This is a genomic window from Nocardia sp. NPDC055050 (genome assembly GCF_053608345.1).
Genome location: NZ_JBSGVG010000001.1, coordinates 268,370 through 282,244 on the forward strand (window position 1 = coordinate 268,370; position 13,875 = coordinate 282,244).

Annotated in this window: 12 protein-coding genes; 4 read left to right on the plus strand and 8 right to left on the minus strand. The window is 65.8% G+C overall.

Going from position 1 to position 13,875, the window contains the following annotated elements; translation table 11 throughout:
* Positions 1 to 5 precede the first annotated feature (5 nt).
* From ACWGCN_RS01210 to rpmH, 8 genes are all read right to left on the minus strand, one after another.
* The gene (locus ACWGCN_RS01210; RefSeq protein WP_378989373.1) at positions 6 to 1,049 is read right to left on the minus strand and encodes a ParB/RepB/Spo0J family partition protein; all 1,044 of its coding nucleotides are present in this window, start codon (positions 1,047 to 1,049) and stop codon (positions 6 to 8) included.
* A 34-nt stretch (positions 1,050 to 1,083) separates the two neighbouring features.
* A complete protein-coding gene (locus tag ACWGCN_RS01215) occupies positions 1,084 to 2,079 on the minus strand; it encodes a ParA family protein (RefSeq protein WP_452460480.1) in 996 nt (331 codons plus the stop codon).
* A gap of 1,537 nt (positions 2,080 to 3,616) precedes the next feature.
* A complete protein-coding gene (rsmG, locus tag ACWGCN_RS01220; RefSeq protein WP_378989375.1) occupies positions 3,617 to 4,363 on the minus strand; it encodes a 16S rRNA (guanine(527)-N(7))-methyltransferase RsmG in 747 nt (248 codons plus the stop codon).
* A gap of 84 nt (positions 4,364 to 4,447) precedes the next feature.
* Positions 4,448 to 4,984: a Jag family protein gene (locus ACWGCN_RS01225; protein WP_266294803.1), complete on the minus strand. Its 537-nt coding sequence runs from the start codon at positions 4,982 to 4,984 to the stop codon at positions 4,448 to 4,450.
* Between the two features lie 25 nt (positions 4,985 to 5,009).
* On the minus strand, positions 5,010 to 6,092 hold the full coding sequence (yidC, locus tag ACWGCN_RS01230; protein ID WP_378989376.1) for a membrane protein insertase YidC: 1,083 nt from the start codon (positions 6,090 to 6,092) through the stop codon (positions 5,010 to 5,012).
* Between the two features lie 4 nt (positions 6,093 to 6,096).
* Entirely contained in the window at positions 6,097 to 6,396 is a 300-nt protein-coding gene (yidD, locus tag ACWGCN_RS01235; protein ID WP_101465063.1) for a membrane protein insertion efficiency factor YidD, read from the minus strand.
* Positions 6,393 to 6,812, minus strand: a complete 420-nt coding sequence (gene rnpA / locus ACWGCN_RS01240) for a ribonuclease P protein component (RefSeq protein WP_378634616.1) — start codon at positions 6,810 to 6,812, stop codon at positions 6,393 to 6,395. The genes yidD and rnpA overlap by 4 nt, the downstream gene beginning before the upstream one ends.
* Positions 6,813 to 6,834: 22 nt before the next feature.
* Entirely contained in the window at positions 6,835 to 6,978 is a 144-nt protein-coding gene (gene rpmH, locus ACWGCN_RS01245; RefSeq protein WP_082843828.1) for a 50S ribosomal protein L34, read from the minus strand.
* A 648-nt stretch (positions 6,979 to 7,626) separates the two neighbouring features.
* Here rpmH and dnaA point away from each other — a divergent pair.
* From dnaA to ACWGCN_RS01265, 4 genes are all read left to right on the plus strand, one after another.
* Complete coding sequence (dnaA, locus tag ACWGCN_RS01250; protein WP_452460079.1) at positions 7,627 to 9,912, plus strand: chromosomal replication initiator protein DnaA; 2,286 nt, start codon at positions 7,627 to 7,629, stop codon at positions 9,910 to 9,912.
* 786 nt (positions 9,913 to 10,698) lie between these two features.
* Positions 10,699 to 11,874, plus strand: a complete 1,176-nt coding sequence (gene dnaN, locus ACWGCN_RS01255) for a DNA polymerase III subunit beta (RefSeq protein ID WP_378634611.1) — start codon at positions 10,699 to 10,701, stop codon at positions 11,872 to 11,874.
* 24 nt (positions 11,875 to 11,898) lie between these two features.
* Complete coding sequence (gene recF / locus ACWGCN_RS01260; protein ID WP_378989378.1) at positions 11,899 to 13,101, plus strand: DNA replication/repair protein RecF; 1,203 nt, start codon at positions 11,899 to 11,901, stop codon at positions 13,099 to 13,101.
* 132 nt (positions 13,102 to 13,233) lie between these two features.
* The gene (locus ACWGCN_RS01265; RefSeq protein ID WP_245914449.1) at positions 13,234 to 13,770 is read left to right on the plus strand and encodes a DUF721 family protein; all 537 of its coding nucleotides are present in this window, start codon (positions 13,234 to 13,236) and stop codon (positions 13,768 to 13,770) included.
* The last annotated feature ends 105 nt before the right edge of the window (positions 13,771 to 13,875 follow it).

The following is a 13,875-nucleotide window of genomic DNA, read 5'->3' on the forward strand; positions in this document are numbered from 1 at the left end:
TTCAGTCACAGTGACGTTTCGGGGCCGACTTGCTCCATCAGCGCCACGATGCGCTCGAGATCTTCGACGGACCCGAACTCGACAACGATCTTGCCCTTGTTCTTGCCGAGGCTGACCGTGACTCGGGTGTCGTAGGACCCCGACAGTCTCTCGGCAACATCTTGCAGGCCCGGCATGTGGATCGGTTTGCGCTTCGGTGCCGGGGGAGCGGTCGGCGTGGGCTCGCGGTTCGCGAGTTGCACCGCTTCCTCCGTAGACCGAACCGACATTCCCTCACGAACGATTCGTGCAGCCAATTCTTCCTGTGCGTCCGCGCCGGCATCCAAGCCGAGCAGCGCCCTGGCGTGTCCGGCCGAGAGCACCCCGGCGGCCACCCGACGCTGCACGGGAATCGGCAGCTTCAGCAAACGAATCATATTCGTCACCACCGGCCGCGAGCGACCGATTCGCGAAGCCAATTCCTCGTGCGTGACGTCGAACTCCTCGAGCAGCTGCTGATAGGCCGCCGCCTCCTCGAGGGGGTTCAGCTGCACGCGGTGAATGTTCTCCAGGAGCGCGTCGCGCAGCATCGAGCCGTCGTCGGTGTCCCGGATGATGGCCGGGATCGTGGCGAGTCCGGCCTCTTGGCATGCGCGCCAGCGGCGCTCGCCCATGACCAACTGGAACTTGTCGACGCCCGGTTCGACGCGGCGCACGACGATCGGCTGCATGAGACCGAACTCGCGAATCGAGTGCACGAGCTCCGCGAGTGCGTCTTCCTCGAAGACCTGACGCGGCTGCTTCGGGTTCGGCTCGATCAGGTCGGCGGGGACCTCGCGGTACACCGCGCCGCCGGGGGAGACCAGATCGGATTCGGGCTCGGGCTCGGGCTCCGGCGCGGGCTCCGCGTCCGGAACACGATGCAGGAACGCCTCGGCCGGTTGCGGGCCGATCGGGTTGATTCCGATCACGCTCGCGGCGGCACTGCTCAAGCCCGGCGCCACTGCCGGACCCGTCGGGATCAATGCGGCCAACCCGCGACCGAGACCGCCCTTTTTCGCCTGACTCATCGGCTACCGATCCCTTCCTCGTTCCAACTCACGCTTAAGACGCGTCTTGCTTCAGCTGCGCACGAGCGGCCAGCTCGCGCCCCGCGTCCATGTAGCTCATCGCACCGCGCGAGCCTGGATCGTAATCGAGCACGGTCATCCCATAGCCCGGCGCCTCCGAGACCTTCACGCTGCGCGGGATCATCGACTTGAGGACCACATCGCCGAAGTGATTACGCACTTCCTCGGCCACCTGGTCGGCCAGCTTGGTGCGGCCGTCGTACATCGTCAGCAGGACGGTCGACACGTGTAGCTCCGGGTTCAGGTGCGCCTGCACCAGCCCGATATTGCGGAGCAGCTGACCGACACCCTCCAGCGCGTAGTACTCACACTGGATCGGAATCAGCACCTCCTTGGCCGCCACGAGCGCGTTGACCGTGAGCAAACCGAGGGAGGGCGGGCAGTCGATCAACACGTAATCGATGTCGAAGCCGACCATGCCCGCCTCGCGGATCGCGGTCTTCAACCGGCCTTCCCGGGCGACCATCGAGACCAGTTCGATCTCCGCGCCGGCCAGGTCGATCGTGGCCGGGACACACAGCAATCGCTCGCTGTGCGGGCTCACTTGGATCGCGTCCTTGACCGTCACTTCACCGATCAGGAGCTCGTAGCTGGACGGCACACCCGAGTTGTGTGCGACGCCCAGCGCCGTACTCGCGTTGCCCTGCGGATCAAGATCGACCACAAGGACCATCATTCCCTGGTGCGCTAGCGCCGCAGCGAGATTGACCGTCGTAGTCGTCTTACCGACGCCGCCCTTCTGGTTGGCGATAGTGATGATCCGTTGCTCGCGAGGTTTCGGCACAGTGACCTTTCCTGGATGCAGAATCTGGCTGGCGCGTTGCGCTTCCGCCGCGATCGGGGTCTCGGCCGGGGAGATGTGCCCGAAAGGAGTATTCCCGAACGTCTCCGCGTCGAAGCTGCTGGAATCCAGCATCCCCGGGACCCGCGACGCTGTTTCCCGTGAAACATTCGCCGGACCGCTCGACATAGATTGCTCCTAACCCGAGAAACTTCAGATCACGTATCCCCGACGAACGTCGGCGCCGTGTCGTCACAAACTAACTGTGTCGGTGGAGAACTCGAAGACTCGAGGAGGGTGGCTCACTCCCGCCCGACTCTGACAGCTTGCCAGCCTCGAGACACTTAGGAAAGCTGAATCGCGGCACGCCGACAAGGACACACCCAACACTCACAAATTAGAGCCCGCGATCGATGTTTCACGGGAAACAACGGGGGAGCGGGGCACCACATCAGACGGCCGATGAGTGCGTCAACGCATGGTCCGAGCTCGCCCAAGAGCTCCCACACTCAGCCCGCCCCATCCACCCCTGCCCTCAAATCCATCTGGGGTCCGCACTCCCACCCAGCATCCAGACCACGCACCGCACTCCCATCCAGACAGCACGCCCAGCCACACCGCACTCCCCAGATCCGCCATGACCGCACACCCAACCCCGCACCCGCGACCCCTAGGGAGCGGCGGCCACGAAGTGGCCGGTCCGCGGCCGGGTCGCCGGTCAGCGCTCGAAGCGCATGCGCCGCAGGCGCGAGTCTCGAGCGCTAACCGGCGGCCCCTCAGGGCCGCGGACACGCGCGCGCCAGCGCGCCAAAAACACAGCCTCAAACCCCTGGGACTACCGAACACCCAATCCCAGCCACAAATCCCACCCGCACTCCCCATCACCCACGCACCCCGGAGTCAGCCGAGAAGCACCCCCCTCAGCATCGGCACAGCACCCCAACCAATTCACCACTCGCCCCGCGCCCCATCTCACACAGATCCACATGAATCGTCGGCCAACAGTCCCAGCCCGTCTCGCCGACATCCGACCCGCCAAGTTTCTGACCCCACCCCTACGTGGACCAAACGACGCCCGATCACCACCAGACTTCTCCGCACCGATCTCCACACACCCAAGCGATCGACGAGCGTCCGGCCGAACACGTCGCCCACGACGACCACCGTGTCGCTACTCAACGAGAGAAGCGGAGCCCAGCTGCCACCGAGAAGAACCGATGCCACACATCTTCCGATAAGACACCAACGCCCATTGCTGATCGGCAAACACGCGCTGCCGAACACGCTCGCTCACAGCAACTTCCATCCCAGGAACTGCCACACAACAGACGACCAGATTTTCCCTCGACTTCGCCGACGCTCACCCACCCAACGGACGCCCGACGATCACCCCCACCCATGAGCCCGAAGATTCGATCTCACCAGACCTGCCTCGACTCACAGGCAACGCACTTCCCGGACAGATCGCGTTCCGCTTCAAACCGAGCGAGCTAATCCACCACGACCAAACCCGACTGGCGAAGCCCGCCCGACGCATACGAAATTCGATCAACAACGAAGAGGAGCGGCTGTCGCGTTCCACGTGAAACACTTCCGCTCCCCGAACGCGACACCCATCCGCGACTACCGAAAATAGACCCGCCTCAAGCCCATACAACGACCCTCGGCATGATTCGTCACGTTACGAAACGCGCGAACCCGCTAGATGGAAGAGATTTCAGGTCGATCAGGATTCGCGACGCTTCCGAGCCTTCTTCTCCACTCCGGCGGCCTTCCGTTCACTGCGACGAGTCGGACGCTCGGCGCGGGGGAGTAGCTCGGCACTGATGACAAGAGTGGGGATTTCCACGATGCCGGCGCCACACCCGACAACCCGGAGATCGGTCGCACCGTCACGAATCAGCTCGGCACCATCGCGCTCGAGTTCTTCGGCGGCACTGGTTCCTTTGAGAGCGAGCATGCGACCGTGGTCGCGAAGAAGGGGGAGCGACCAGTGGGCGAGTTTGGCGAGAGGAGCCACCGCGCGCGAAGTGACGACATCCGCGCCGCCCGCTTCTTTGATCACGCCGGACTGCTCCGCCCGACCTCGAACCACCGTGACATCCAACCCGGCTTCTTCGATGAACTCGCTCAGGAAGATCGTCCGCCGCAGCAGCGGTTCCACGAGCGTGATGCGAAGGTCGGGCCGGGCGATCGCGAGGGGGATTCCGGGAAGCCCGGCACCGCTGCCGATATCGACAACCGAAGCGCCTTCATCGATCAGCTCGCCGATGACGGCACAGTTGAGAATGTGGCGCTCCCACAGCCGGGGAACCTCACGGGGACCGATGAGACCGCGTTCCACACCGGCCGTCGCCAGCGCCGCGTAGTACCGGCGGGCGATGTCCAAGCGGTCGCCGAACACTCGGGCAGCGGCGGCGGGCGGTTCCTGCTCGTCGGACGGCGCACCCAGTTCTCGTTCCACGTGAAACATCCTTCCGAGTGATGGCAATGAAAAAGCCCCCGGTCCGAGACCGGAGGCCTAATCACATCGTTCGTGGTTACGGCGGAAGTCAGCCTACTCGGGCACTACCACCACATGACGATTCGGCTCGACGCCTTCGCTCTCGCTCGCTACGCCATCGATATCGGCGACAGCATCGTGCACGATCTTGCGCTCGAACGGAGTCATCGCGGACAGCGCTTCGGGTGCGCCCGACTCGAGCACCCGCTTCGCGGCGGCGACGCCGATCTCGCTCAGATCGGTCCGGCGCTGTGCACGCCAGCCGGCCACATCGAGCATCAGACGGCTACGCACGCCGGTCGCCTGCTGCACGGCGAGCCGAGTCAGCTCCTGCAGCGCGTCGAGCACTTCACCGTTTCGCCCGACGAGCTTGGTCAGATCACGGCCGCCGTCGATGCTCACGATGGCGCGGTCGCCCTCGACATCGAGGTCGATATCGCCGTCGAAGTCGAGCACATCGAGTAGCTGCTCGAGGTAGTCGCCCGCGATCTCGCCCTCTTCGATCAACGCTTCTTCGGCGTCGTTCACGACGTCAACAGCAGTCGTCGCCACAGTGGCGTCCCCTCCGTCGGTCTCGGTCTCAACAGTCATTGGATTCCCTCTATCCGATCGCGTCTCAGCGCTTACGCTTCTGGTTCGCACGGCCACGGTTACCCGGCCGCTGCTGCCCGCCGGGCCTGCGCTTGCCACCGCCCTGCTTGGCCGACTGTTTAGGAGTGGTGCCGTTGGTCGCCGCGGTGCCGTTCACCGAAGGCTCGTCATCGACGGCCGGGGCGTCCTGCTTCTTGCGGACGTCGACCGGCTTGGCACCGGGCTTGGGCGCGTTCTGCGACCGCAGCTCCAGCTTCTTCTGCTTACGCTCTTCGTCTTCCTTTTCCATCCGGCCGAACACCAGGTGCTGCTGTCCGTAGGTCCAGATGTTGTTGGCCACCCAGTAGAGCAGGATGCCGATCATCAGGAAGGGGCCACCGACCATCACGCCGAGCGGGAAGACCCACAGCGACAGCTTGTTCATGATGGCGGCCTGCGGGTTGGCGGCGGCTTCGGGAGTCTGCCGCTGCACCGAGGCGCGGGCGTTGAAGTGGGTCGCCAGACCGGCGATGATCATCAGCGGCACGGCGACGAGAGCGATGTTCAGCTTCGTGGGCGTACCGCCCCAGTCCGCGAAGGCTTCCAGCTGCTCGGGCGGCGCGGTGATGAACGCCGCGATCGGCGCACCGAAGATACGGGCACTCAGGAACGACTGGACGTCGGCCGCGCTGAAGATGTAGTTCGCGGTATGCGCGTTGTCATAGTTCGACATCCCGACCTGGCCCCAGCCGGTGCCGGTTCGGTTGAACGAACGAAGCACGTGGAACAGACCGAGGAAGACCGGCACCTGCACCAGGACGGGCAGGCAGCCCATGAGCGGGTTGAAGCCGTGCTCCTTCTGGAGCTTCTGCATCTCCTTCGCCATGGTCTCGCGGTCGTTCTTGTACTTCTTCTGCAGCTCCTTGATCTGGGGCTGCAGCTCTTGCATCTGTTTGGTTGTGCGTACCTGCTTGACGAACGGCTTGTACAGCACCAGGCGCAGCGTGAACACGAGGAACACGATCGCCAGTGCCCAAGTGAGACCGCTGTCAGGCCCGAACACAAAGCCGAAGGCTTTGTGCCAGAACCACAGAATTGCGGATACCGGCCAATAGATGATGTCGAGCACGGCTCTAGGTACTCCCGTCGTTCGTATCGCCGATCAGCGCGGGCGATGACTTTGTGCAGGCATTCGACCCGCGCTCTGGCACGGGATCCCACCCTCCAGGGTGCCAGGGCGCGCATTTCGCGAGCCGCACGACCGTGAGGGCCGATCCGACGACCAGCCCGCGGGTACGCAAGGCAGTCACCGCGTACTCACTGCAGGTGGGGGTGAACCGGCAGATCGGCATTCGGGTGGGGGAGACATAGGTCCGGTAGAGCTCGATCAGGGCGATCAGGGCTTTCGCGGGCAGGCGGGTGAGGGTCCTCATCGCCGTTCACCGGCCGAGGTGCGACCGAGCGCGAGCTCCGGTTCCCCGCGCAAGCCGAGCTTGCGCAGGCCGGTGCGCAGCTGGCGCAGCAACTCGGCGGAATCGGCGGTGGCGGCGCCGGGCAGTGCCCGGATCACGACATCGGTGCCGACCGGCAGTTCATCGACCACCTGGGCGCACATATGACGCAGGCGGCGGGCCACCCGGTGGCGAACCACCGCGTTTCCCACCGCCTTGCTGACAATCAGTCCGAACCGAGGACCACCTACGCGGACCAGAGAATCGCCGTCGGCGACATCGTCGTACGCGTGCGTGAGCGCGTGTACGACGAGATCTCGCCTCCCGATTCGCTGACCGCGGCGCACCGTGCGGGAGAATTCGGCACGGTGGTGCAACCGATACGGCTCAGGCAACACCCGAGCGTCCGACTACGCGCGATCAGGCAGTCAGTTCGGTACGGCCCTTACGGCGACGCGCCGCAACGATGGCGCGGCCCGCACGGGTCCGCATCCGGAGACGGAAGCCGTGGACGCGCGCCCGACGACGGTTGTTCGGCTGGAACGTCCGCTTGCCCTTGGCCACGGTCAACACTCCTGTAGTAGGTGGGCACCATTCGGCGCCCGAAGTCTGTACAAATGATTTGTCTGCGCTGCGGACCGCGGTCTACGCACAGATTGCCTTGGCGATCGATGTGCAGCAGACAGCCGCCAACCGCGCCAAGGGGTGACTGTACGAGGGTACTTATCCCGAAGGAACGGGTCAAACTCGGCCCCCACGTACCTGTCACCGGCACAGGTCAAGGCTACCGGACGCCCGAACGGACCAGAGGTCTGGCCCGACCAGGCACGACACGCCCGGGCCGCAGTGACGCATGCGGCCACTTTTCGTGAGTTCTTCCACACCCCTGGCGTTGTGCGGCGCGGCCAGCTAGCCTCTGTAGCCGGGGGATTGCTGAAGAACCGCAGGTCCAGCCCCATTCACTGCCACACGCTGGCAGAATTCCTTTATCCCCAGGTTTGTCCACATCTGTGGATAATTATGTGGACAGACGGCCGCAGTGGCATATTCGTAAGGCCGTCGGTGCCCGCGCCGCAGTCCGAATTACCGGGCCACAGCGTTCGAACCGGCTTCGGTTGTACGCAGGATCACTGGATTACACCTGTTCACGGGTGCTTTCCGGCGTGCGCGAAGGCCGTGGGCCCCAACAAACCGGTCCGGGGAGGACGCTGTATGGACGACGAGCAGAACGTGCTGGCCACAGTGTGGCCGGAGGTGGTTGCCGAGCTCACCACCGGCTCTGCCGACGGCGCCATCCCCGCGGTGAGTCGTGCACAGCAGGCCTGGTTGAAGCTGGTGAAGCCGCTCACCGTCGCGCAGGGTTTCGCGTTGCTGTCGGTCCCGTCCTCGCTGGCACAGGAGGCGATCGAGCGTGATCTGCGCGAGCCGATCCTGCGATCGCTCGGCCGTCGGCTGGGTCCCCAGGTGGAAGGACTCGGGGTGCGCATCGCCGCGCCGAGCCCAGCCGCGGGGGAGCGGGCCGGTAGTTCGCCCCGGCACGCCAGGATGACGAGCAGGCCGGAGCGTCCGCGCGAGCAGGTGCGCCCACCCGCCGGTTATCCCGGTCCCGATTTCAGTGTTCCCGATTACGCCACCCGTGGTGAGTACGGCAGGCCGCGCTACGGCGCGGGCGAGTACCCCGGCCAGGGTGGCGAGTACGGCAACGACTATCAGTCGTCCCCCGACTATCCGGCCAACGGCGAGTACCCGAGCAGCTACGGCGGCCGTGAGTACCCCGGGCAGGCCGGCGAGTACGGCGAGCGCAACGACTACGCGGGGCACCGCGAGTACCCGGCCGAATCGGAGTACCAGCAGCAACAGCCCGATTACCAGCAACAGCCGGATTACCAGCAGAATCCGTCGGAATTCGGCCAGCAGCCCGAGTACCAGCAGGCACCGCCGGAGTACGGCCAGCAACCGGAGTACAAGCAGCCGCCCGCGGAATACGGCCAGCAGCCCGAATACCAGCAGGCACCGTCCGATTTCGGCCAGCCTGCCGAGTACCAGGGCGACCGCAACGAGTTCCCCGGCACCGATTTCGAGCCGACTGGGGCGTACCCCGTCCCCGACTATCCCGGCGCCGAGTTCGGTGGGCGCGGTGAGTTCCGTGGCGCGCGTCCGGACCAGCGAGTTCCCGAGACCGCACCGCCCGCCCGCCGCGAGCAAGCCGCGGCACCGCGTCGCGACCACTCCGGCCAGGAGTCGCTGTTCACTCCCGACCCGGCGCCGCAGCGCGCGCCGAACCGCGGCAGGCCGTCCGAAGAGCCCGCCGCCGCTCGTGCCGAGGAACCGAGCGCCGAGGGCCAGGACAAGCCGTTCCCCGGTCAGCCCGGCGCGCAGCCGGCCGACGACGAACCCGTGGTGAGCAACCGCAACAACTGGCCGACCTATTTCAGCAAGTCGCCCGAGGCGCCGCCGCAGTCCTCCTCGTCGGCCAGTCTCAATGCCAAGTACACGTTCGAGACCTTCGTCATCGGCGCGTCCAACCGGTTCGCGCATGCTGCCGCGGTCGCCATCGCGGAGGCGCCTGCGCGCGCCTACAACCCGCTGTTCGTCTGGGGCGCTTCGGGATTGGGCAAAACCCACCTGCTGCACGCGGCGGGTCACTACGCACAGCGGCTGTTCCCCGGCATGCGGGTGAAGTACGTCTCGACCGAGGAATTCACCAACGACTTCATCAACAGCCTGCGCGACGACCGCAAGGTCGCGTTCAAGCGGCGCTACCGCGAGACCGACATCCTGCTGGTCGACGACATCCAGTTCATCGAGGGCAAGGAAGGCATCCAGGAGGAGTTCTTCCACACCTTCAACACCCTGCACAACGCGAACAAGCAGATCGTGGTGTCCTCGGACCGCCCGCCCAAGCAGCTGGCCACCCTGGAGGAACGGCTGCGGACTCGCTTCGAGTGGGGCCTGATCACCGATGTGCAGCCGCCTGAGCTGGAGACTCGCATCGCGATTCTGCGCAAGAAGGCGCGGATGGACCGGCTCGATGTGCCGCACGACGTGCTCGAGCTGATCGCGAGCCGGGTGGAGCGCAATATCCGCGAGCTCGAGGGTGCGCTGATCCGGGTGACGGCGTTCGCCTCGCTCAACGGTCAGCCGCTCGACCTCTCGCTGGCCGAGGTGGTGCTGCGCGACCTGATGCCCGACACGGCGGCACTGGAGATCAACGCGGCGACGATCATGGCTGTCACCGCCGAGTACTTCAACACCACGCTCGAGGAGCTGACCGGCCCGGGTAAGGCGCGTCCGCTGGCGCAGGCCAGGCAGATCGCGATGTACCTGTGCCGCGAGCTCACCGATCTGTCGCTGCCCAAGATCGGGCAGGCGTTCGGTCGAGACCACACCACGGTGATGTACGCGGAGAAAAAAGTCCGCAAGGAGATGACCGAGCGCCGTCGGGTCTACGACCAGGTCCAAGAACTCACAGCCCGAATCAAACAGCGCTCCCGCTGATTTCATCCCCAACCCGGAACACCGCCCTGACCTGGGGCGGTGTTCTTTTTTGCCCTGGGGATTCCTCGAGGAATTCCTGTGGATTCCTCGAGGAATCCACACCTTTGTGCACCGGTCGGTGCACAGGGTGTTGGGCGAGGGTGTGCAGCGTTCATGCACAGGCAGTTGTCCACATCATCCACAAGACGCTCCACTAACACCTGTGCACTAGCGGTGACCTGCGGCGTCACCGAATCCGGCCTGTGGATTCCTCGAGGAGTCCCTGTGGAGTCCTCGAGGAATCCACACCGTTGCCACCAGGCTGACCCGACGTGTGAACAACTGGGTGAATCCGGTGGAACAACTCGAGGACAACTCGAGGATGGAATGGGGACAACTTCACGCCTCCACAGCCACCGCTGATTCATCCTCGAGTCACCCCAAGGCCATCCCCATGCCATCAAGCGCTCTGACCTGCGGATTCGGGCGAAATCCACAGATTCCACAGTGCCTACTACTACTTCAGTTCTCCTTCTAGAGAGAACTCTTTTAAAACAGGGTGTGTGGAAACTCGGTTGGGGAGGCTCGAGTCGAGCGGTCGTTCACTCACAGACAGGCAAGGAGGAACGGAGTGGTTCGACGAGCGGGAATCGACCGGGAGGGTCGATGCGGAGTTCGCGCACTGCACGGGTACCGTTTGGTTGTCGGTCGGTTGTGCGAGACTCAATGCGCGGCCGACACAGCAGTTCAACTCCGCTGACACACACCCGCACACGGATTCGAAACTCGGAGAGGACAAATCGGGCGATGGAGCTTGCGAGCATGAAGTTTCGGGTCGCCCGAGAGGACTTCGCCGAATCGGTGGCCTGGGTGGCGCGCAGTCTCCCGTCCCGGCCTCCGGTGCCTGTTCTGGGCGGTGTGCTGCTGGTGGCCGACGAGAACGGCCTGACGGTCTCCGGGTTCGACTACGAGGTCTCCGCGCAGATGCGCGTCGCGGCCGAGGTCGCCGGTCCCGGCCAGGTGCTGGTCTCGGGCCGCCTGCTCGCCGACATCACCAAGTCGCTGTCGAACAAGCCGGTCGATGTCTCCGTCGACGGCACCCGTGTGCTCATCGCCTGTGGCAGCGCGAAGTTCTCGCTGCCGACCATGCCGGTCGAGGACTATCCCCAACTGCCCGAGGTTCCGCAGCAGACCGGTGAACTCACCGTCGACGTGTTCGCCGAGGCGGTCGGCCAGGTCGCCGTCGCCGCGGGCCGTGACGACACCCTGCCGATGCTCACCGGCATCCGGGTCGAGATCGAGGGCAACGACGTGGTGCTCGCCGCCACCGACCGTTTCCGACTCGCTGTGCGCCACTTGCAGTGGAACCCGACCCGCTCCGACATCGAGACCGCGGTGCTCATTCCCGCGCGCACGCTGTCCGAGGCCGCCAAGACTCTCGGTGCCGCCGAGGCCCCGGTCCAGCTGTCGCTGGGCAGTGGTGGCGGCGCCGACGGCCTGCTCGGCATCGTCAACGGCGGCCGGCGGACCACCACCCGACTGCTCGACGCGGAATTCCCCAAGTTCCGCCAGTTGCTCCCCAAGGAGCACACCTCCATCGCCACCCTGCCCGTCGCCGTGCTGTCCGAGGCGATCAAGCGTGTCGCCCTGGTGGCCGAGCGCGGTGCCCAGGTGCGGCTCGAGTTCTCCACAGACGGCGTGCTGCTGTCGGCGGGTGGGGACGATGCGGGCCGGGCCGAGGAATGGCTGGAAGCCGATTTCCGCGGCGAACCGCTCACCATCGCGTTCAACCCCGGCTACCTGACCGAGGGCCTGGCCGCGCTGCACACCGACCGGGTCACGTTCGGGTTCACCACGCCCAGCCGTCCGGCGGTGCTGCTGCCCGCCTCCGACGAGGAGCCCAAGGTGCTCGAGTCGGGTGCGTTCGCGGCGCTGGAGAGCCAGTACATCTACCTGTTGATGCCGGTCCGGCTGCCCGGCTGAGCAGGCAGGGGCGGCTAGGCCTACATGTTCATCCGTGAGCTGTCGGTCCGTGATTTCCGTTCGTGGGAACACGCCGATCTCGAGTTGTCCCCAGGGCGCACGGTGCTCCTGGGGGCAAATGGCAACGGCAAGACGAATTTGCTCGAGGCCGTCGGTTATCTGGCGACGCTCGGCTCACACCGGGTCTCCGCCGACGCACCGCTGATCCGGATGGGCGCCACCCAGGCCAGGATCGGGGCCACCGTGGTGAACACCGGGCGGGAACTGCGCGTGGATGTGGAACTCAAGGCGGGCAGCGCCAACCGCGCGCAGATCAATCGCTCGCCGGTGCGCCGCTCGCGCGAGATCCTGGGGATTCTGCAGACCGTGTTGTTCGCGCCGGAGGATCTGGCGCTGGTGCGTGGGGATCCGGGGGAGCGGCGCCGGTTCCTCGACGAGTTGTCCACAGCCCGGTTGCCCAGGCTCGCCGGTGTGCGCGCCGATTACGACAAGGTGCTGCGGCAGCGTTCGGCGCTGTTGAAAACCGCTGGGCGCCAATCGCGTTCACGTGCCGATCTGGGCACCCTCGACGTGTGGGACGGGCACCTCGCCGATCATGCGGCGGTGCTGCTCGCCGAACGATTGCGCCTGGTCCACGACCTGTATCCCCATCTGTCCCAGGCATATCGGTCGATCGCACCCGAATCACGTCCTGCCGCAATCACTTACCGCTCCGGGTATCTCCCACCGGAACTCCTCGATCCGGCCAGAGTGCCCGCGGCCGGTGACGCACAGCTGCTGCACGAGATCATGCTGCGCGAGCTGGCCGCTGCGAGGAACCGGGAACTCGATCGCGGGGTCTGTCTGGTCGGCCCGCATCGCGACGATCTCGAGTTACTGCTCGGCAGCGCACCGGCGAAGGGATTCGCCAGTCATGGGGAGTCCTGGTCGTTCGCTCTCGCGCTGCGGTTGGCCTCGTTCGAGCTGTTGCGCGGAGAAGGTTCCGAACCGGTGCTGCTGCTCGACGACGTGTTCGCCGAGCTCGACCGCCGGCGGCGCACCGCGCTCGCGGAGGTGGCCGCGGGTGCCGAGCAGGTGTTGATCACGGCCGCGGTGGCCGAGGACGTGCCGTCGGAACTGGCCGCCGAACCGTTGCGTGTGCACACGACCGGCGAGGCGGACCGGCGTACCTCACAGATCGTCCCCGAAGTCGTCCAACACGCCGAAGATATGCACAGATCGCGATAGTTATCCCCAGCCCCTGTGGAAAACCGGCAACATGCTGGATATATGCCGGATCGGTGCTCGACGAGCCCGTCGGCGCCCCGGCGTAGACTCCATCCACACTCGGCCACCCTCGACACCGGAAGGCGGAAACCCGTGCCGGAAGAACCCGCACCGGAGCTGCGCGGCATCGATCTGGCCCGCCGGGCGCTGGAAGAGGCGCGGGCCGCGGCCAAGGCCAGCGGCAAGTCCGTGGGGCAGGGCAGGGCCTCGCCGGTACGCAAGCTGCGGGCCGGTGGCAGGCGCCGCAGTGGTTGGTCCGGGTCGGGTCCCGATGCCCGTGATCCCCAGCTCCTCGGTGCGCTCAGCGGCACGCTCGCGAAGAATCGTGGCTGGTCAGGCAAGGTAGCCGAGGGCACGGTGTTCGGCAGCTGGCCGCGGGTGGTCGGTGAGGACATCGCCTCCCACGCCACTCCGGTGACCTTGGAGAACGGTGTGCTCAAGATCGCCGCCGAGTCCACCGCGTGGGCCACCCAGCTGCGCATGTTGCAGAGCCAGATCCTGGCCAAGATCAATGCCGCGGTCGGTCATGGCGTGGTGACGTCGCTGCGCATCACCGGCCCCGCCGCGCCGAGCTGGCGCAAGGGCGATCGCCACATCAAGGGCCGCGGCCCGCGCGACACCTACGGGTAGCCGCGCGGTGACCGGAGCGAGATCCGTTGCGCCCGCGCCGCTCTCAGGCCCCAAGTTGTGGACATGTGCATAGAGCCTGTGGATAACTTCGGAGGCGACATCTGA